This window comes from Bradyrhizobium sp. USDA 3650, from assembly GCF_054057395.1.
This window is the reverse complement of sequence record NZ_JBSRZG010000001.1, coordinates 6712940-6732937: the sequence shown is the minus strand read 5'-3', so window position 1 is coordinate 6732937 and position 19998 is coordinate 6712940. Positions and strand designations below refer to the sequence as shown.

General features: G+C 61.8%; 20 protein-coding genes. 7 read left to right on the top strand and 13 right to left on the bottom strand.

The annotated features are described in order from the left end of the window. Positions 1-36: 36 nt before the first annotated feature. From ACVIN2_RS31580 to ACVIN2_RS31570, 3 genes are all read right to left on the bottom strand, one after another. A complete protein-coding gene (locus tag ACVIN2_RS31580; protein WP_456768573.1) occupies positions 37-1170 on the bottom strand; it encodes an ABC transporter substrate-binding protein in 1134 nt (377 codons plus the stop codon). Between the two features lie 109 nt (positions 1171-1279). Then, positions 1280-2026 carry a dienelactone hydrolase family protein gene (locus ACVIN2_RS31575; protein WP_354208877.1) on the bottom strand — a complete coding sequence of 249 codons (747 nt, stop codon included), beginning with the start codon at positions 2024-2026 and terminating at the stop codon, positions 1280-1282. 138 nt (positions 2027-2164) lie between these two features. Further along, positions 2165-2944, bottom strand: coding sequence for an IclR family transcriptional regulator (locus ACVIN2_RS31570; protein WP_456768572.1), 780 nt, complete (start codon positions 2942-2944; stop codon positions 2165-2167). Between the two features lie 105 nt (positions 2945-3049). Between ACVIN2_RS31570 and ACVIN2_RS31565 the strand changes: the two genes are divergently transcribed. Next, a complete protein-coding gene (locus tag ACVIN2_RS31565) occupies positions 3050-3853 on the top strand; it encodes an enoyl-CoA hydratase-related protein (RefSeq protein WP_456768571.1) in 804 nt (267 codons plus the stop codon). Here ACVIN2_RS31565 and ACVIN2_RS31560 read toward each other — a convergent pair. Further along, positions 3840-4217: a hypothetical protein gene (locus ACVIN2_RS31560; protein ID WP_247300399.1), complete on the bottom strand. Its 378-nt coding sequence runs from the start codon at positions 4215-4217 to the stop codon at positions 3840-3842. The two genes, ACVIN2_RS31565 and ACVIN2_RS31560, sit on opposite strands and share 14 nt — an antisense overlap. 217 nt (positions 4218-4434) lie before the next feature. On the opposite strand from ACVIN2_RS31560, the gene ACVIN2_RS31555 reads away from it, so the two are divergent. After that, entirely contained in the window at positions 4435-5265 is an 831-nt protein-coding gene (locus tag ACVIN2_RS31555; protein ID WP_247300398.1) for an IclR family transcriptional regulator, read from the top strand. Here the strand turns inward: ACVIN2_RS31555 and ACVIN2_RS31550 are convergent. Genes ACVIN2_RS31550 through ACVIN2_RS31540 form a run of 3 tightly spaced genes read right to left on the bottom strand, consistent with a single transcriptional unit; the run spans position 5262 to position 8768 of the window. After that, positions 5262-6353, bottom strand: coding sequence for an acyl-CoA dehydrogenase family protein (locus ACVIN2_RS31550; RefSeq protein WP_354208880.1), 1092 nt, complete (start codon positions 6351-6353; stop codon positions 5262-5264). The genes ACVIN2_RS31555 and ACVIN2_RS31550 overlap by 4 nt on opposite strands. Positions 6354-6365: 12 nt before the next feature. Then, positions 6366-7514: an acyl-CoA dehydrogenase family protein gene (locus ACVIN2_RS31545; protein WP_456768570.1), complete on the bottom strand. Its 1149-nt coding sequence runs from the start codon at positions 7512-7514 to the stop codon at positions 6366-6368. A 57-nt stretch (positions 7515-7571) separates the two neighbouring features. Continuing rightward, on the bottom strand, positions 7572-8768 hold the full coding sequence (locus ACVIN2_RS31540) for a CaiB/BaiF CoA transferase family protein (RefSeq protein ID WP_456768569.1): 1197 nt from the start codon (positions 8766-8768) through the stop codon (positions 7572-7574). Positions 8769-8978: 210 nt separating this feature from the next. On the opposite strand from ACVIN2_RS31540, the gene dctP reads away from it, so the two are divergent. The 5 genes from dctP to ACVIN2_RS31515 all read left to right on the top strand — a co-directional run bounded on the left by dctP (position 8979) and on the right by ACVIN2_RS31515 (position 13819). Next, a complete protein-coding gene (gene dctP / locus ACVIN2_RS31535) occupies positions 8979-9977 on the top strand; it encodes a TRAP transporter substrate-binding protein DctP (RefSeq protein WP_247300392.1) in 999 nt (332 codons plus the stop codon). 6 nt (positions 9978-9983) lie between these two features. Beyond that, positions 9984-10538: a TRAP transporter small permease gene (locus ACVIN2_RS31530; protein ID WP_354208883.1), complete on the top strand. Its 555-nt coding sequence runs from the start codon at positions 9984-9986 to the stop codon at positions 10536-10538. Next, the gene (locus ACVIN2_RS31525) at positions 10535-11842 is read left to right on the top strand and encodes a TRAP transporter large permease (RefSeq protein WP_354208884.1); all 1308 of its coding nucleotides are present in this window, start codon (positions 10535-10537) and stop codon (positions 11840-11842) included. The genes ACVIN2_RS31530 and ACVIN2_RS31525 overlap by 4 nt, the downstream gene beginning before the upstream one ends. Positions 11843-11855: 13 nt before the next feature. Beyond that, on the top strand, positions 11856-12773 hold the full coding sequence (locus ACVIN2_RS31520) for an SMP-30/gluconolactonase/LRE family protein (protein WP_456768568.1): 918 nt from the start codon (positions 11856-11858) through the stop codon (positions 12771-12773). Positions 12774-12910: 137 nt separating this feature from the next. After that, positions 12911-13819, top strand: coding sequence for a tripartite tricarboxylate transporter substrate binding protein (locus ACVIN2_RS31515; RefSeq protein WP_456768567.1), 909 nt, complete (start codon positions 12911-12913; stop codon positions 13817-13819). 434 nt (positions 13820-14253) lie between these two features. Here the strand turns inward: ACVIN2_RS31515 and ACVIN2_RS31510 are convergent, their stop codons facing one another. The 6 genes from ACVIN2_RS31510 to ACVIN2_RS31485 form a co-directional block, all read right to left on the bottom strand. Beyond that, positions 14254-15657 (bottom strand): amidase, encoded by a 1404-nt coding sequence (locus ACVIN2_RS31510; RefSeq protein ID WP_354208888.1) that lies wholly within the window; start codon positions 15655-15657, stop codon positions 14254-14256. A gap of 83 nt (positions 15658-15740) precedes the next feature. Further along, a complete protein-coding gene (locus ACVIN2_RS31505) occupies positions 15741-16502 on the bottom strand; it encodes an SDR family NAD(P)-dependent oxidoreductase (protein WP_354208889.1) in 762 nt (253 codons plus the stop codon). A 45-nt stretch (positions 16503-16547) separates the two neighbouring features. After that, complete coding sequence (locus ACVIN2_RS31500) at positions 16548-17273, bottom strand: ABC transporter ATP-binding protein (RefSeq protein ID WP_354208890.1); 726 nt, start codon at positions 17271-17273, stop codon at positions 16548-16550. Further along, positions 17263-17982 (bottom strand): ABC transporter ATP-binding protein, encoded by a 720-nt coding sequence (locus ACVIN2_RS31495; protein ID WP_247288218.1) that lies wholly within the window; start codon positions 17980-17982, stop codon positions 17263-17265. Before ACVIN2_RS31495 ends, ACVIN2_RS31500 begins: the two co-directional genes overlap by 11 nt. Positions 17983-17984: 2 nt before the next feature. Further along, a complete protein-coding gene (locus ACVIN2_RS31490; protein ID WP_456768566.1) occupies positions 17985-19058 on the bottom strand; it encodes a branched-chain amino acid ABC transporter permease in 1074 nt (357 codons plus the stop codon). 12 nt (positions 19059-19070) lie between these two features. Next, positions 19071-19937 carry an ABC transporter permease subunit gene (locus ACVIN2_RS31485; RefSeq protein WP_456768565.1) on the bottom strand — a complete coding sequence of 289 codons (867 nt, stop codon included), beginning with the start codon at positions 19935-19937 and terminating at the stop codon, positions 19071-19073. Between the last annotated feature and the right edge of the window lie 61 nt (positions 19938-19998).

The window sequence follows — 19998 nt, the reverse complement described above, 5'->3', positions numbered from 1 at the left end:
GCCGTACGTGCCTTCTAAATTTGATCCGCGCGATCGTCAGTTCGAGGCGACGCGCTCGACCTGGACGACAGCCCCGTTTTCGACTCGTTGGATGTAGAAGTACGGCGCCCGCGCCCTGCCCTTCTCGTCGAACTTGAGCAGTCCCCTCGGGCTCGGCCAGGAGTTTTCGCGGATGACTTTCGAGATCTTGTCGTAGTCGCTGTCGGTACCGGCTTTGTCCATCGCGGCGGCGATGAGATTAATCGCCTCGAAGATCACAAGCTCACCTTTTCCCGGAGAGGAGTTGAACTTCTTCTGATAGTTCTCGACGAACTCCTTGCCTTCGGCGCCGGGATCTGATGCCATGAATATCTCTCCCGTAATGACGCCGTTCATGGCGCCCTCCGATGGCTTGATCATGCCCGGCGTCACCACGCCTGGCGACATCACCTCGATCTTGAAGCCGCCGAGCTGGCGCACCTGCTTCCACAGTTGTGCGGCGCGCGCCGGATAGGCGTCGGCGACGTAGATCATGTCCGGATTGCTCGCCTTGATCTTGGTGAGAATGGACGTGAAATCGTTAGTCTCGGCGTCATAAGTAGAGATGCTCACCAGCTCAATGCCTGCGGACTGGAGGCTCGCCTTGAGTTTCTCAAGGACCGTCTTGTTGAACTCGGAATTCTCGCCCATGTAGGCGACCGTCTTCGGCTTTAGCGTCTTGACGATGTAGGCATTGAACGATTCGGAGTTGAGCGACACCGTGTTGTTGATTTGAAACAGCCAGGGACTGCCCTGATCGGTGATCGCATCAGCCTGCGCGCCAGCGTTTACTTGCAGGATACGCTTCTTAGTGACCGAAGATTCGGCAAGCACGACCGAGCTGTTCGTCCCCCCGGTTATCGCTTTTACGCGCCCCACCGACATCAGCTTCTGGACCGCGGCGACGCCGCCTTGCGGCGTGCCCTTCTCATCCTCGAAGATCAGTTCGATCTTCCGGCCGCCGAGAATGCCGCCGCGCTGGTTGACGAGGTCGGCTGCATATTCAGCGCCGCGCTGCAATTCCTGCCCATAAGTCGCCGCTGCGCCGCTCAGAGGCAGCGCAAGGCCGATCTTGACCGGGTCAGCCGCCATCGCGCCGGGCGCGCCAGCGAGCTGCACAGTCGCCGCCACGATGGCCCCCAAAGACAACATTACATTTCGGCGATCCACACGCTTCATCGTTCTTCCCCCTATGATTTGTCTCGCCAGCCCGCGGCAACGCGGCGGCTCCTTTGATTTCTGATGGACTCAGCGCCCGAGCTCAATTCAGATTGCGCTGAAAGAGATCGAACAGGCGCTCCCAATGCCGCTCGGTGCTGGCCTTGTGGTAGAGGCGCCGGGTTGGAAAAGCGAAGCCGTGTTCGGCTTCCGGATAGTATTCCATCCGCCCGTTGATGCCGGTCGTCTTGATCGCCCGCGATACCTGCTCGAGCATCTCGGGAGGCGCGTAGTGATCATGCTCGGCCAGCGCAAAGTAGATCTCGCCCTCGATCTTGTCGGTGACGAGATGGGCGGAGTCCGGCTGGTCAGTGACGAGGCGCGCGCCGTAGACGGAGGCGCCGGCGGCCATGCGATCGGGAAACACGCCCATCGCGCGATAGACGTAGCGGCCGCTCATGCAATAGCCGACACATCCCGTCTTGCCCTGCCGCGCAGCCGGCTCAGTGGCCAGGAAGTCGAATATGGCCTGGGTGTCTTCCATCACCATGGTGTTGGTCAGGTGGCGGTTGAGCTTCCACATGAACTCCAGCTTATCCGCGCAGGCGGGGTCCCACAGCCGGTTCGCGTCGAGATCGACGCAGCGGACCATGCGGTAGTACATGTTCGGCATGACGACGTAATAGCCGACTGTCGCCAGACGTCGGCACATGTCGGACAGCTCCTCGCGGACGCCGACCGAGTCCATATAGAAGATGACGACAGGGAACGGTCCTGGACGGTCCGGGTGAAACACGTACGTGTTCATCACCCCGTCCTTGGTTTTCAGATCGACGACCTTCTCCTGCACGACTCCACCCTTCTAACCATTTTGTATCCCCGCGCGTTCGAGGCGTGGAGTGGGCGGAAGAATGTGCCGGGACGTAGCTGAAAGCCAGAGCATTACAGATATGCGCGCGTATTTACAGATATGTGAAAATCGATCCGTTCAGTTGCGGGCATTTGTCGCGGATGCGCGATCCTCACGCGTAACGAATTTGTCGATGCCTTCGCGCAGCGATCTCAGGATCTGAGTTCGCTTGGATACCAGTCGTTCGACCGGACCGCCGACGCCGATCGCCAGGATGCGGCCGTGGCGCCGCTCCGGCAACAACATCCCGATGACGCCCGCTCCGGCCGTTACAGTGTGAAGGGAGATGACGTAACCATCCTTGCGGATCTTGCGGAGCTTCTGCACCAGCTCCTTCAGGTCGACCTTCTTCTTTCGGTCTTCCTCCTCGAAATTGATGCGGCGCACGAGCTTCTCGATGGTCTCGTCCGAACGCGCGCTCAGCAGCATCCATCCGAGGCCCGAACGCGCGAGCGGCCGGATCGTCCCGGGCTTGATCGAAAACTGGATCGTGCGCGGCGAAGGTTGGACATGGATATATTGCATGTAAAGGTCGCTCTGGGTCGCGATGCTGACGGTCTCTTCGGTTTCCTTGTTGAGGTGGTTCACCAGCGCCGAAATTCCGCGCTCGCCAAAAAGCGCGCCCTGCACCCAGTGCCCTAGCTGCACGATACGCATCGTCGGCATGTAGGTCCGCGAATAGCGGTCAAAGTCGACGTAACCGAGCACCACCATGCTCTTGAGGACCGCGGACGCGCTTGAGACGGGGTAGCCGAAGCGCAGCGCGACCTCCTTGAGACTCAAGGGCCGCTGCACTTCATCGAAATATTCCAGGATCTCGAACAGCCGCTTGGCCGTCTTGATGACCTCTTTGGACATGCTTCCTCGCTTGCTTTTTCACATAGATAGAAAAGTTTTCTCGTAGACGAAAGCCATTTCGCGGATTTCCAGCGTTTGCTAGAAGGCTTGCCAACGGAGGTCACCATGGTTTCTGCCGAGCAGATGAAGTTCGAAGTGTCCGATGGCGTCGCGACGATCACGTTCGACCGGCCGGACAAGATGAACGCCTGGACGCCGGTCATGGAGATCGAGCTGCGCCGCCTGATGGCGATCGCCTCCGAGGACGACGGCGTGCGCGCGATCGTGATCACCGGCGCGGGCGGGGGCTTCTGCGCCGGCGCCGACATGGGCCGCCTCTCCGACGCGTTGTCGGGAACCGCAACCGCCGCACCCGTCGTTCCCCCCATAAGCGACGACGATCTGGAGCAGCGCTACAGCTACCTGCTCGCCGTTCCCAAACCGATCATTGCGGGCATCAATGGCGCGGTCGCGGGCGTTGGTCTTTGCATCGCGCTGTATTGCGATCTCCGCTTCATGGCAGCTGGCGCAAAACTGACCACGTCCTTTGCCCGGCGCGGCCTGATCGCGGAGCACGGCAGCGCCTGGATGTTGCGTCAGCTCATCGGGCCGATGAACGCGGCGGACCTTCTTCTTTCGGGGCGCGTGGTCGAGGCGGCGGAAGCCGAGCGGCTCGGCCTGGTCAGAATGCTGCCCGCGGATACTTTTCGCGAGACCGTGCAACAGACGGCCTCAGACTTCGCCAAACTCTGCTCCCCCCGCTCGATGCGGATCATCAAGCAGCAACTGACCGCGGCTCCCCGGCAAACGCTGGCCGAAGCCACGCAGCTCGCGAACAGCGAAGTCGCGATCTGCCGCGGGACGGAAGACTTCAAAGAGGGCGTTGCCCATTTCATCGAGAAGCGGGCGCCGCGCTTCACCGGCAGGTGAGCGCGAGGGCGCATGCGTCGTTCAACGAAAATGCGGTACCGGCCGAGTGCTTGCCCCCCGTAATCGGGACGGCCGGGCTCGGCTCGGCGGACGCAATTTCGCGATGGACCGCGGCGGGCCGCTCGAGGATGACGAGAAAGCTGCGGCCTTCCTCGGTGATGCTCCACACGCCCGGTTCGCGCACGACCAGCTTCTGGCCGAAGATATCAAGATCCGGCGCACGTTCGGCGAGCCGATTCATCCGTCCGGTCCATTCCTGGCCACTCGTATAGAGGATGGCAAGGTGCTGCTTGATGACCTCGAGGCTGGCGCGTCCGTCGGTCTGGCCGTCGAGAATCTTCAGGATCGAAAGCTGGAAACTCACAAGCGACTCAGACGCTACCATTCACCGTCGCCGTATATTAGAGCCGAGCACGATGTGGAAGTCATCACGGTTACGCTGAAACGGGATACCGGCCCTGTCGATGCACTCGGCTGGACCTGCCTGCGCGACCCGACTAACCTGCCGTCAAATAGACATGAAATCAGAATGTCGACTCGGCATCACCGGATCTCCGCAGTATAGCCGGCACAATCAGACGATGGCCAGAAAAAGCAAGAGAGCGACAGCGGACGATCAGATCACGGAAGCCACGAGCTACGGCCCGCCGGCCGCGGGATCGGTCAAGTCTGCGGGACGTGTGCTGCGAGTTCTGGAGTTCTTCGACGAGATCCAGCGGGACGCGCGCGTGGCCGAAGTGGCCGAGCGGCTGGGATTTCCGCAATCGTCGACCTCGATCTTGCTCAACTGCCTCGTCGAGCTCGGCTACATGGATTATCTGCAGGAAAGCCGCAGCTTCCTGCCCTCGCCGCGCGTCACCCTGCTCGGGACCTGGCTCGACAAGGGCCCCGTCAGAAACGGCAGCCTGATGCGAATGCTCGAAGAGCTGTCCCATAAAACGGGCGACACCGTCATCATCGCCGCGCGGAGCGGAATCTATGCGCAGTATATTCACGTTTTGCAGGCCCGCGCGACGATGCGCTTTCATGTCCCGCCCGGGTCCAGACGCCTCGTGGTCTGGTCGGCCACCGGGTTTTCGCTACTGACTTCGAGCAGCGACAAGGAGATCCGCAGCTTGTGCACGCGCACCAACGCGGAAGCCGCGCTCGACATATCCCGGATCGACATCAATCAGGTGCTGGAAAACGTCGAGCGCACGCGGCGTGAGGGGTTCTTCTTCTCGGCCGGCCTCGTCACGCCGGGCGCGGGATCGATTGCCGTGCCGCTGCCCGAGGGCATCGACGGCTGGAACCGCGCGCTTGCGGTCGCGGTATCTGGCCCTCTCCAGGACATCACGCGGCGGCAGACGGAGATCGTCACGCTGCTCAACGATGTCGTGCAGCGCTATCTTCGCCCCACAGCCTCAATTTAGGCCGCGCCGGCGGCTGCCGGCCGGTCGACGAGCAGCGGCCATAGGCCCTCGCCGCCTTGCGCGCAGATCATCCGGCCGATCTTTTCCTGCCACCAGGGCTCCGCGCCCCATTCGTCGCGCCACGACCAGAGCCGCCGGGTGGCGTAGTGCAGCGGGTGTTCCTGGGTAAACCCCATTGCGCCATGGACCTGATGGCACAGGGCCGCGACCTGACCGGCAGATTCACCGCATCGTGATTTTGCAATCGCCACGGCCAGCGCGTCGTCGCCCAGCCGCGGCGACTCCGTCAGGGCGTCGCCTGCCGCAGACGCCGCGGCAAAGTGGCCTGCCGCAATCGCCAGCATGTGCTGGATGGCCTGGAATTTCGCGATCGGGCGGCCGAACTGCACGCGCTCATTGGCGTAGGACAGCGCATAATCCATGCACCGTTCCATCCCGCCGATCATCTGCTGCACGCGGATAGCCGCGCCGAATGGCATCAGGCCGTCAGCTCCGATACAGGCGGGCGCCGGCAGGACATCGCTCACGGCCAACTGCACGCCGCTGAAGTCGACACCTTCGCGCGGCTCGTAGGCGACGTTGCGCCGCGTCTTGTTCGAACGCGCTTTGGCAGTCGGCACGCGGCAGAGGAAGGCCTTGCCGTTCGCGTCGCGTGCAAGGACAAGCGCGGTCGGAGCCTGCTGGCCCCAGGCGACATGCCGGGCGATACCTTGCAAAGCCATGCCTGCTGCACCCGAGACGAGCGTGATACGATCCTTCGGATTAACCGGCGCAAGCGTCACCGCGCCTGCGATGACTTCGCCACCCGCGTCGGTCCAGAGTGCGTTGGCGATCATGGTCTCCGCCAGCGGCAGCGGCGCGGAATGAAATGCGGACCTGCGGATCAGGTTTGCCCCAACGTCGGGCGCGAGCCCTGCGCCGCCCTTCAATTCGGCTACCAGCGCCAACGGCAGGCCGGCATCTTCCACCGCGCCCCAGAGCTCATCAGGCCATTGCCCGGCGTCGGCTGCGGAGAGAACTTTCTTGTCGATGTGTTGCGCAAAGAGGCGATCGGCCTGTTCAAGCACAATGGCGGACATGTCTTCCATGGCATTTCCCCGTCAGCGCAGACCAAGACCGCGGGCAATCATCCCGCGCAGGATTTCCGGCGTGCCGCCGCGAATGGTGAACGATGGCGCGTGCAGCAACACATGTGCCATCGCCTGCGAATACTCGTCATCATCATCGAGACTTGCCTCGACCGGCAACAGCTTCCGCACCGCTTCCGGAACTTCCCGCTCGAATGCCGTGCCGACATCCTTGACCAGTGCAGCTTCGGTGACCGGACTTTCGCCACGCTCCAATAGCCCGGCGATCGACGACGACATCCGGCGCAACGCGGCGAAGTGAGCCGCGAGCCGGCCGATCTCGACCGCCTGCCGCTCATTCGGCTCGCGCCCGATCTTGTCGACGAGTTCGACGAGAAGCCTGATATCCGACATAAAGCGATCCGGGCCGGCGCGCTCGAACGCCAACTCGCCCGTCACGCGCGTCCAGCCTTCGCCGGGTTTTCCGATCATCATGTCGTCGGGAACGAAGCAGTTCTTGAAGAATACCTCGTTGAACTCGTGCCCTCCCGACAGATTCATGATCGGCCTGATCTCGATGCCTTCCGAGCCCGTATCCACGATGAACTGGGACAAGCCGGCGTGACGGTTCTCGCTGGGCGGCTGGGTGCGAGCCAGCACGATCAGGTAGTGGACGCGGTGCGCGTTCGAGGTCCAGATCTTGGTACCGTTGATCACCCAGCCACCTTCGACCTTGTCCGCCTTGGTGCGGGCGGCCGCAAGGTCGGAGCCGGAATCGGGTTCGCTCATGCCAATGCCGAAATAGCACTCGCCCGCGGCAATCCGAGGCAAAATCAGCTCGCGCGCCCGCTCGCTGCCATGCTTGAGAATCTGCGGACCGGACTGCCGATCCGCGATCCAGTGCGCGCCGCCCGGCGCGCCGGCCGCCAGCATCTCTTCGGTCACGACGAAGCGCTGCAAGTTGGAGTATTCGCCACCGCCATAGCGTTTCGGCCAGGTCATGCCGATATAGCCCGCCTTGGCGGCGCGCTTGCTGAACTCCGGATCGAATGTCGACCAGGATGTCCGGTGTGCGGCGTAGCGACCGCCGTCACGCTCCTCCTTCAGGAAGGCGCGGACCTTGCGCCGCATCGCGTCTGCTTCGGGCGGTAAGGTCAGAGATTCGAACCGGAACGCGCGCATTCAAGCCTCCATTCGTCCAAAATCGTCTTTTGGCACAATATCTATCATCAACCCGCCTCACTTGCTCTTGCCGCTCGGGGAGATTGTCTCCGGCACATGCACTCCGATCTCCGCGAGCAACTCGGCCGTATGTTCGCCCAACCGCGGCGCATGGCGGCGAATTCGGAACGGCGAGGAGCTAAAGGACACCGGCGCCCGTATCGACTTGTATGCTCCCTCCGATGGATGCTCGGCGCGGCTGAACATCTCGACCGCCTTCATGTGTTCGTCGTTTGGCAGATCGGCGAGACCCAGGACGGGCATACAGGGAATGCTGACGTCGTCGCAGAACGACACCCATGAGGCCGTAGAATGCCGAGGGGCTTCTTGCTCGATGATCTCGTAGAGTGTCTCAAGATGGGCTACTCGCTCGACCAGCGGAAAGAAGCGGGCGTCATACTTCATTTCCGGGCGCCCCACGAAGTCGAAGAAGTCGCGCCAGTTGCGGTCCGAATAGGGAAGGATGCACATATAACCGTCGCCGGTGCGAAACGGCTTGCGGCGCGGGCTGACGACGCGGGCATAGCCGGGGTCGCCGAGCGACGGCTCGAAGGCAAAGCCGAGCAAATGCTCGATATAGGCGAACTCCGCCGTGGTCTCGAACATCGGCACTTCGATGGCCTGCCCTCCGCCACCACGCTCACGCTGGAACAGAGCTGCCATCACCGAATAGGCGATCGCTTGCCCGGACAGCTTGTCGCATAGCACCGTCGGCATGAAGGCCGGCTCGCCGCGCGCGACCATATGCAATGCAGCGAGCCCGGAGCCGGCCTGGATGATATCGTCATAGGCAGCCTTGTCGCGGTAGGGCCCCTTCTCGCTGAACCCGTAAGCGCCGCAATAGATGATATCAGACTTGATGGCGCGGACGGCCTGATAGCTAAGCCCGAGCTTGTCGATGGCCTTGGGTCGGAACGAGTGGACGAACACGTCGGCTGTCGCAATCAGCCTGCGCAGCGCATCCATTCCCGCGGGCTGCTTCAGGTCGAGCAAGACGCTGCGCTTGTTGCGGTTGAGATGGAGAAAGCCGCCGGCCATGCCTTCGTTGCGATTGGGGCGATAGGTGCGAAAGGAGTCACCCTCCTTGCTCTCGATCTTGACCACGTCAGCCCCGAGATCGGCCATGATGTGGGTCGCAAACGGTCCCATGATCACGTTGGTCAGGTCGATGACGCGAATTCCGCCCAACGGGCCGTCTGCAGGGGTCGTGTCCATCCCGAAGCTCTCTCATTCAATTGGCCGCGACGGCCGGCGCGTTCCGCGCGGGACGTCCAACTTCTACGTGATCGCAAGCCGATCAATACGGTTCGGCACGATCACGCCAATTATCACATATGCGATTGATTACGCCCCTCCGCTCTCTTGCTGGCGGGAACGCGATCAAACATAGTTTCGCCCAACCACAAAAAGACTTGGGAGAAAACAATGATATCGACGAGCCGTCGCCATTTTGCGGGCGTGATCGCTGGGGCATTTGCATTCGCGGGCCTTACAGCGCCAGCCGCAGCCGCCGAGAAATGGGATCTCTATATCTATAATCCCGTGGCGACAGTCGCTGCGGCCAAGGGCATGAGTGCCGTCGCGGAGCAAATCGAAAAGGACACCGGCGGCGAGCTGTCGGTCCGGCTGCACCTCGGGGGCTCGCTCCCCATCAATACCACCACGATTACACAGGCCGTCAGCGACGACGTCGTGCAGATGGGCGACGACGGATATTTCCTCGGCAACGTGCCGATTGGCGGCGTCCTGCGGCTGCCGATGCTGATCCGGTCTCTGGGCGAATACAAAAAGGCGGCGGACATCATGGCGCCGTACCTGGAAAAGGCGTTCGAAAAGAAGGGCCTTCTGGTGCTCGGGCAGTACCTCTATCCCTACCAGGTGGCATTCTCGAGCAAGAAGCTGACGTCGCTGGCCGAAGTCAAGGGCCAGAAGATCCGCGTGACATCGCCCGAGCAAGGCGAGTTCATCAAGCGGCTCGGCGGCGTGCCTGTCACGCTCGGCGCCCCGGAAGTTCCGTCCGCGCTCGACCGCAGCATCGTCGATGGCGTCCTCACTGCCAACACCGGCGGCGGTAACACCTGGAAGGACTTGCTCAAGTTCAATTACCGGCTGGGCATCAATTACTTCAACTCCGTCGTCATCGTGAACAAGGAGCGCTTCAACAAGCTGTCGCCGGAGATCCAGGCCAAAGTCCGCAAGGCCGTCACCGACAACATGCCGCTGATCACCAAGGCGATGGCGGACGAGGAAGACAGCCTCAGCAAGAAGTTCGCCGAAGGCGGCATGACGGTGACCGAGCCGCAACCCGGCGATCTCGACGTCGGCACCAAGGCGATTTCGGCCTATTGGGATGAATGGGCAAAATCGAAGGGGCCGGATGCTGCGGCCGCGCTCAAGCAGGTTCGTGCGGCGCTTGGCCGGTAATCGATCATGGCTGGCAGCATGGAGATCAAGGAGGTGGCGCCTGACGGCGCCGTCCACTTCATCGACAACGTCTCCTCGGGCCCTGGCCCGGTCGAGAACGCCTCAGAAGCGATTTGCGCGCTCTTCCTGATGGCCATGATCATCCTGATCGGAGCAGAGGCGATCGCACGCAATCTGTTTGCGACGTCGCTCCAGATCACCGATGAGATTGGCGGCTATCTGCTGGTGGCCATGACCTTCCTGAGCATGTCGGTCGCCGAAGCCCATGGCGCATTTCACCGGGTCGAACTGGTTCAGGCCCGCCTCGGACAATCCGCCCGGCTGGTGTCGCAGATCGTCTTCGACCTGATGTCGCTGGTCGCCTCCGCGTCGCTTACCTGGCAGCTGACGCGCCTGGTCATGAACTCGTGGCGCGCGGAGGACGTGGCGCCCACGCCGCTGCAGACGCCGCTGTGGATGCCGCAGACCACCATGGCCATCGGCATGTTCCTGCTCTGCCTCGCCCTTCTCCGAACCATACTCGCCAAGGCTCGCCGCCTTCGCAGGAGTGCGCAGTCATGACTCCGGGCGTCGAACTGATCTTTGTCCTGGCGATCTTCGTCGGGCTGCTCTGCGTGGGAATGACGATCCCGTTTTCGATCACAGTCCCATCTGTCCTTTATCTGGTGCTGCATGCAGGTCTGCCTGGACTGAAGGGTATCGGCCTCGTCAGTTGGGGCAGCATGAACAGCTTCACGCTCAGCGCGATCCCGCTGTTCATCCTGATGGCCGAGATCCTGCAGGAGAGCCGGCTGAGCTTGCGGGTGTATCACGGCCTGTCCAAACTGGTTTCCTGGATTCCCGGCGGCCTGCTGCAGACCAACATTGCGGGATGCGCCATCTTCGCGGCCATCAGCGGCTCGAGCGTGGTCACCGCCGCCTCGATTGGGCGCGTCGCGCTGCCTGAATTGCAGAAGCGCAAATACAGTCCGCGCCTGTCCGCGGGCTCGCTGGCGGCGGGCGGCACGCTCGGCATCCTGATCCCGCCGAGCATCGCGATGATCGTGTACGGCACATTCACCGAGACGTCGGTCGCGAAACTGTTCATGGCCGGCGTGATGCCGGGCTTGCTGCTGACCGCGATGTTCATGGCCTATATCGCCATACATGCTTGGTTCAGACCCGAGATCGCTCCGGGCGAGGTTGGCGCTCGTTCGGGTCGAGAACTGCTCGCGGCCCTGCTCGACGTCATCCCGTTCATGGTGCTGATCGGCGGAACCATTGGCAGCATCTATTCGGGTCTGGTCACGCCAACCGAGGCAGCGGCCGTCGGCTGCGTGCTGGCGATGATCATTGCAGTGTTCTGGGGCGAGTTCAGCGTCGCGATTCTGTGGCACGCCTTGCAAACCACGGTGCGCGTCTGCGGCAACATCCTGTTCATCGTCTATGCCGCTTTCCTGTTCTCCTACGCGATCAGTTATGCCGGTGTCGGCGAGCAGATTACGCAGTTCCTGGTCAACCTGAAGCTTTCCAGGCTGGAGTTCTTCTTCGCCCTGTTCGTTCTTTACACGGTGTTGGGCTGCCTGGTCGAAAGCCTCGGCATGATCGTGGTCACGGTGCCGCTGCTCTATCCGGTTCTGGTTCAGTACGGCATCGATCCGATCTGGTTTGGCGTGATGCTGGTGCTGTTCATCGAGATGGGCCAGATCTCGCCGCCGATCGGCATCAACCTGTTCGTGATCCAGAGCATATGGTCGGGCAAGCTGAGCGACGTCGTCGCGGGCACGATCCCGTTTCACCTGATCATGTTCGCGCTGCTCGGCCTGCTGGTGATCTTCCCCGAAATCGCAATGTGGCTACCTTCGCAAGTCACTGCCCTGCCTTAAGCGAGATACCCTGATGTATACACCGCCCGAAGAAATCAAGACTGAGGTCTTTGCCCGCCTGCCAGACAAGTTTCGACGCAAAGACCTTGACAATGCATGGTCGTTAGTCAACCGCCGCGGACTGGTGGCGGATTCCTTCCTTGAAGGCCCGTCATTCGACCGCGACGGTAATCTGTACATCGTGGACATTCCCTACGGACGCATCTTCCGCATCTCGCCCGCCGGAGAATTCACGCTGGTCGCCGAATATGACGGCGAGCCGAACGGGTTGAAGCTCGCGCGCGACGGGCGGATCGTCATCACGGACTATCGCCACGGCCTCATGACGCTCGACCCGGCCAGCGGCAAGGTCAGCTCCCTGCTGGAGCGGCGCTGGTCCGAGCGCTTCAAGGGCGTCAATGACCTGGTCTTTGCCGGCAACGGCGACATCTATTTCACCGACCAGGGCCAAACCGGGATTCACGACCCGACCGGCCGCGTCTATCGATTGCGGGTGGACGGAGTGCTCGACCAGATCGTCAGCAACGTCCCCAGCCCAAATGGCCTCGTGCTGAACGGCAACGAACACATTCTTTACGTGGCCGCCACCCGGGGCAATGCCATCTGGCGCATACCGCTGATGCCTGACGGCACCGCATCGAAGGTCGGGATATTCATCCAGCTGTCAGGCAGCCTAGGCGGCCCCGACGGCCTTGCAATGGACGAGCAGGACAACCTTGCGATCGCCCACGCCGGTCTTGGCACCGTCTGGATCTTCAGCCGCCTCGGCGAACCGCTCTATCGGGTTCGCTCTTGCCAGGGCCTCGCCACGACCAACGTGGCCTATGGCGGCTCCGACAACAAGAACCTCTACATCACGGAATCCGAGAGCGGTTGCGTGTTGGTCGCGCGCGTTCCTGTTGCTGGACGGCTCATGGAATCGCATCGGTAGTGCCGGACGAGATAGGCAAGGGTTCGAGTCCCAGCAGCCGGCAATTGTTTGCTACGAGGAACGAAAGAATGGCCTTCATGCTCGGGAAAGTTCGAACAGTCGTACTGATACTTGGCCTGACGGCCTCGGGGGCGGCGATGGCCGCGTGGCCCGATGACAAGCCGGTCGAGGTCGTCGTTGGCTTCGCCGCGGGCGGCGGGACCGACGTCATGGCTCGCAAGCTGCTTCCTTTCGTCGAGAAGCGGCTCGGCGGAAACGCGCGTTTTGTTGTCCTCAACAAGCCCGGCGCCGGCGGCGAGATCGCGTTCACCGCGATCGCACGCGGTGCTCCCGACGCCTATTCGATGGGGGTAGTCAACGTGCCCGGCTACAACTTTCTGCCGATGACGCGGAAGACCCAGTACACTATGGACGAGATCCGTCTGGTCGCGCGCGTGGTCGACGATCCCGGCGTGATCGTCGTTCGCAACGATAGCCCGTTCACGACGATCACTAGCGTTCTCGACGCGCTGCGCAAGACGCCCGGTTCAGTCACGTTCGGCCATAACGGCGCAGGCACGAACGGGCATCTGGCCATCCGCATGCTCGCAAAGGCCGCCGGCGTCGAGCCGAATGAGATTTCCTATCGCGGAACAGCAGCGCAGAGGACCGACGTGCTCGGCGGCCATCTGGATATAGGAATGGTCAGCCTGAGCGAAGTGCCTGAGCTTCACGGCACCAACAAAGGAGAGCTCCGGGCTATCGCAATCCTTTCTAAGGCTCGTTCCTTATCATTGCCCGGCGTCCCAACGGCCGAGGAAGCCGGCGTTCCCGTCATCATGACCGCCGAACGCGGCTTTGCGCTGCCGAAGGGCGCGCCCGATGACATTGCGAAGAAGCTGGAAGCCGCGATCGCCGAGAGCCTCAGCGATCCCGAATACATCAGGAACTCACCCGGTGATGCTCCCGTCCTCGCTTTCATGGCCGGAGCCGAATGGCAGAAGCGTCTCGACGATATGAGGAAGGGGTTGCAGCCGCTTGCGAGCGAACTGGCCGAGCCGAAATAGCTTCAGTCGATCGGAGCGCGCCGTTTATGCCAATCCGTAACTGGCTGCAAGTCCTATGGACGGTAGGAAGTCATTGAATTCGAGTGGCGTCGGGGCTCCCTCGGGCTCCCAAAAAGGCTTACCCAGGCATCCGCTGAGATCGACGATATGCGGTTCGATCTGACTTCCGCTCATGGCCGTAGCTGGCTTTCTACAACTCATGCCTGCTAGATGGGCCGGCGGCGTCACCTTATCTAGGCCCGGCCACCACTGATAAGCTTTCAGCAATTTCCTTATCAGTTCGCGAAACTGCTCCATTTGCGACAAGCCATATCGGTTGCCGACTGACTGCTGCGCTCACCAACCCCACTTCGTCTCGGACTCGCTAAATGAGCCCTATCTTCCAGGCGCAGGCTAGGAGATTGCGCGCGCGTCTTGGTGTTCCGTGACACCGTTCATTCAATGGGCGCGCGCCGGGTGTGCCAGTCCGTCACCGACTGGAAGGCATGACCAGCGCGGGCAAGCACATCCTCGGACAGATGCGGACCCACCAACTGCATGCTGAGCGGCAGGCCGTCGGACGCCATCCCGTTCGGCAGTGTGATAGTGGGGCTGCCCGAGAAGTCGAACACTGCGGTGAAGCGGAGGATACTGAGCAGCACGTTCGGATCGGCACCGTATTCGCCCATCTTGGTCAGCGTTGGGATCGGCACAGGCATTGTCGGGATCAGCAGCAGGTCGATATCGCCGAACAAGGCGGCGAGACTGCCGCAAAACTTCAGTCGCTCATGATGGATCTGCGCGATTTCGACACCGCTCATCGACCTGCCCTGCTCGATCAGCTGCGCCAGATCGGGGCCGTATTCCGATTTTCGCGACGGATAGGTCTCCAGGTGCGCCTCCGCCGTTTCGATCGAGCACATCGGGATCCACATGCTGACAAGCTTCTCGTAGGCCGGGAACTTGACGTCGCGGATATCGGCACCGAGCGCGGCCAGCGTGCGTTCGGCTTCCAGCAAGGCAGCGACCACCTGCGAATCGATCCCGTCCTGGATGTAGCTGCGGTCTACGCCGATCCGTACGCCCCGGATGCCGTCACCGATACCGGCCAGATAGTTCGGCACCGGCGCCTGCAGGGCCGTGGAATCATTCACATCGGCGCCCGCGATGACGCCAAGCATAGCGGCGGCATCGGCCGCGCTCCGGCACATCGGCCCGACATGGTCGAGCGAGTCCGCCAGCGGAAACACGCCGTGACGGCTGACGCGTCCCCAGGTAGGCTTGATTCCTGTCAGTCCGCAGGTTGCGGACGGAAACCGGATCGAGCCGCCAGTATCAGTGCCAATCGAACCGAAGCATAGGCCCGCCGAGGTTGCCGCGCCCGATCCACTTGAGGAAGAGCCGACCCAGTAGTCGACGCCCCAGGGATTGAGAGGTGCCTCGTCGTTCGGATGATGACTGGTGTAGGCGCCCTCAGTCATCTTCAGCTTGCCGAGTATGATGGCGCCGGCATGCTCGAGCCGGTCCACGATGGTCGCGTTGAAGGGCGGGATAAATTTGGCGTGCATCGTCGTGCCGCCCGCAGTCGGCGCAAAGATCGTGTAGCAGAGATCCTTCAATCCGATCGGCACGCCGTGCAGCGGTCCGCGCCAGATGCCTTTCGCTAGCTCGGCGTCACATAGCTTCGCTTGCGCCATGGCGCGCTCAGCGAGAACGAGTGCGTAGCTGTGGAACTTTCCATCGAGCTTGTCGATCCGGCTCACTATGGCCTCGGATACCTTCGAGGGCAGCAGCTCGCCCCGGCGGAACAGATCGGAGAGTTCGATAATCGATTTGTAGTGAATTGGATCTGCTGACATTTGACAGCCTTCTTGTTGTCGAAAGCGGTTTAGGCCACCTGCGCCGCAGCCGACGCGGTCCGGTGACCATGGGCTCTCGATGCTTAGAACTGCACGCCGCGCGTGAGAGCCCCATCGACCACGAGGTTGGTTCCCGTGATGAAGCTCGCCGCCTTGCTGGCGAGGAACACCGCGCCGTTCGCCATCTCCTGTGGCGTGCCCATGCGGCCGGTAGGGTTCAGCGCCAATGCGCTCTTGTACAGCTCGGGATTGCCGTCCCTGATCTGATTCCAGACACCGCCCTCGAAATAGGTGTTGCCCGGCGACACCGAATTGGCGCGGATGCCTTTGCCGGCAAGCTGGAAGGCGAGTCCTTGCGTGTAGTGAATGATCGCGGCCTTGAACGTGCCGTAGGGACCGCTAGCGAAATCGACCTCGCGGCCTGAGACGCTGGAGATGGTGACGATCGCGCCGGCCTTGCTCTTCTCCAGATACGGCATCGCTGCATTGACCAGCCGCACCGTACCCATCATGTCGGTCGAAAATTCTTTCTCCCAGCTCTCCTCGTCCTGTCCGATCGACAGCGCACTAACGTTGGCCACGACGATGTCAATGCCGCCGAGCTTGGAGGCCATGTCCTCGACCCAGGCCTTGAGCGCCGGACCGTTCGAGACATCGACCGAGCTACCATACGCGGCGATGCCCTTGGCCTTGATCGCGGTGACTGCGGTATCGACGTCTGCCTGGTTGCGCGCGCAGATTCCGACATCCGCGCCCTCGGCCGCGAATGTATCAGCGATCGCCCTGCCGATCCCCTTGGTGCTGCCGGTGACGAGAACCTTCGCTCCCTTGAGTCCCAGATCCATGTCCATTCCCTCCCTTGACGACTTGAAAACATGCTATGTGGCCATTCAGAGTAGGAGCTGCTCGCGAACATTGTCCTCGTTGACCTCGTCACCCGCCAGCGATTGCGTGATCTTGCCCTTCTCCATGATGTAACAACGCTCGGCGATCGCCAGGATCGTGTCGAGGTTTTGCTCCACGAAGATAATCGTGGTGCCGAGCTCGTTCCGAAACGACCTCAGCGCCTCGCAGATGTGCTGGACGATCGAGGGCTGGATACCCTCGGACGGCTCGTCCAGGATCATCAAGGACGGATTGCCGATCAGCGCACGGCCTATGGCGAGCTGTTGCTGCTCGCCGCCCGACATGGTGCCTGCGGCCTGCCGTCGGCGTTCTTTCAGTCGCGGAAAATACTCATAGACGAGTTCAGGCAGCTTCTTGCCACCGGGACCGCCAATCAACTCTCCCACCTGCAGGTTTTCCTCGACAGTCATCTGCGGAAAGACATCGCGTCCCTGCGGGATGTAGCCGAAGCCTGCCCTCGCCCGCGCGTCGGCTTCGAGCCTTGTGATGTCCTGCCCCATGAAGCTGATCGTGCCACGCCAGGTCTGCAGCAAACCGATCAGGCACCGCATCAGAGTCGATTTACCTACACCGTTACGGCCGATCACGCCGACGATCTCGCCGCGCGAGACCGACATCGTGACGCCCTGCAGGATCGGCGTCGCACCGTATCCCGCCCACAATTCCGATACGTCGAGAATCTGGTCAGTGGGATTGGGTTTAGTGAGCATGGGTCTTACCGAGATAGATCTGCGCGACCTTTTCGTCCTGCAAAATGCCTTTGAGATCACCGCGCGCGAAAATCTTGCCGAGATGCAACACCGTGACGCGCTGGGCAACCTGACGCACGAAGGCCATGTCATGCTCGACGACAAGCACCGTCATGCCTTCGGCATTGAACGACTTGATCAACTCGCCGGTCTTGAACGTTTCATCCGGAGACATGCCGGCGGTCGGCTCGTCCAGCAGCAGGAGCTGAGGCTTCAGCGCCAGCGCCATCCCGATCTCGAGCCATTGCTGCTGGCCATGCGACAGCGCACCCGCGAGCTTCTCGCTGTCCGGCCCGAGGTTGAGCAGAGTCAGCAGGCGATCCTCCTCGGCGATGCGTTCCGCACCGGACAATCGCTCCTGGAGCGCAATCCGGATGTTTTGCTGGACCGGCAGCTCCTTGAACACGCTTGGAGCCTGCATCTTGATGCTCATGCCCCGCTGCACGCGCGCATATGGACGTTCAGCCGTGATGTCGACGGTATCGAACAGGATGCTGCCTTGGCTCGGCGGGTAAAGACCCACGATCAGCTTGAACAATGTGCTCTTACCGGCGCCATTGGGTCCGATCAGGCAGTGGACCTCGCCGGCGTTGACCGTGAGGTCGACGTCGGAGACTGCGGTCAATCCGCCAAAACGCTTGGATACGCCTTTGACTTCAACCAGCGCCATGATCAGGTCTCTTCCGATTGCAAGCGACCAGCCTCCGCCATGACGGGGTTCCCTTTGCGCCGCCGACGCCCGCTCCACCAGTCAGCAGCAAGCTTGCCGATGCCGAGCACAAAACCCTGCGGCGCCAGCATCACCGTGGCGAGCAGCAGCGCCCCCATCAACACGAGTGCTGCCTGCTGGCTGTAGACCGTGATGGTCTGAAAGCCGAACAGCAGCAGGAACGATCCGACCAGCGTCGCGGTCAGATCGCTCCGTCCGGAGAAAGCCACCCATATGATAGGCATCGCCGCAGCAGGCAGACCGATGCTGGACGGCGTGATGAACTGCCCCCATGACGTGTACAACGCGCCGCTGAGGCCCGCCAGGCCGCTGCCAATCACAAAAGTCAGCAGCTGATATTTTCGGACATCGTAACCTAGCATCTCGGCACGCTGCGGGTTCTCGCGCGTCGCCACGATGATGTTGCCGATCCCTGAATTCACCAGCATGCGCAGCGCAAGATAGACGATCACGATCAGCGCGATCATGACGTAGTAGAGCGCTGATCCCTCGATGTTAAAGTCGCCGACGGTCAGCGGGTCCATGCCCTTCATGCCGTTGAAGCCGTTCAGCCGCGCCGGACCGATATGCCATTCCGGCCCGGCCGTCTGGCCGAGGAAGAAGGCCAACACAAGCGTCGCGGACAGCGTCACGATGCCGAAGAAGATGCCGTTGATACCGCCCCAGATCATGAAGTAGCCAAGGATCCCTGCTGCGATCATCGCGACGACAACGGAGAGCACGAGCGCGGCAATCGTCGCCGTGCCGCCGCCCATATTGATCGCGAGCACACCGTAACCGTAGCCGGCGATGCCGAAGAACAAGGTCTGGCCGAACGACAGCATGCCGCCATAGCCCCACATCAGGCAGAGCCCGAGCGCCATGAAGATCCAGATCAGGAAGTAGGCGAAATTGCCGACATCGTAGGAATCGGCGAACGCCGGATAAGCCAGCGCGCCCGCGAGCACGATCAGGAAGCAAGACCAGAACATCTTGCCGCGTCCGAGCGTCTGCGGGCCTTCGAGCAGCTTGAACATCACAGATTCCCTTTAGCGCCCACGACGCACCAGTACGCTGGAGAGCCCTTCGGGCAACACGCGGACGATCAGGATGACGGCAACCAGCATGCCTATCTGCCCGATGATCTGACCGTAGCTTGCATTCAGCGCCATCCGGATCATCGCCAGCAACACGGCGGCCGGCGCTGTTCCGAGCAGCACGTTCGCCCCTCCGATCACGACCGTGACAAAGCTTTCGACCACGAAGGTCGCTCCCATGGTCGGGATCAGCGTCATTGTTGGCGCGTAAAGGGCCCCGCAAAGCCCGGCAAGGCCCGTGCCGATCCCGAAGCTGATCGCATAGATGCGGCCGGTGCGCGCGCCGAGCGCCTTCGCCATCGCTGCATTCTGCATGGTCGCGCGGGCGATCACGCCGAACCGCGTCTTCATGAAGATGATGTAGAGACCGGCCAGCACGGCGACCGCACAACCGAACAGCACTAGGCGATAGGTCGAGAACGTATAGCCGCCAATTGCGAAGCTGCCCTCGGGCGTCCCGATGCCTCGTACAGCAGAGCCGACGATCAGAAGCATCGATTGCGTCACGATGAGGCTGAGCCCCCAGGTCGCGAGCAGTGAATCCAGCGGCCGCTTGTAGAAGCGCCGCACGATCAGGAATTCGACAAGGACACCGATGAGTCCCGCCGTGAGCGCGGCCAATACCTGGGCAATCGCGAGCGGAACGCCCAGATTCACGAGGCCGACGGTGACATAGGCGCCGCACATGATGAACTCGCCATGCGCCATGTTGATGACGCCCATCATACCGAACACGATGGCGAGACCTGCGGCCGAGAGAATGAGGAACGCGAACACGTCGGCGAACTGATAGAATACCGAGAATACTTCAGCCGACATCTTGATCCCCTTGCCGATCCCGGCGCCGCATCGTTGCGGCGCCGGCCTTGTTCAAGATCGC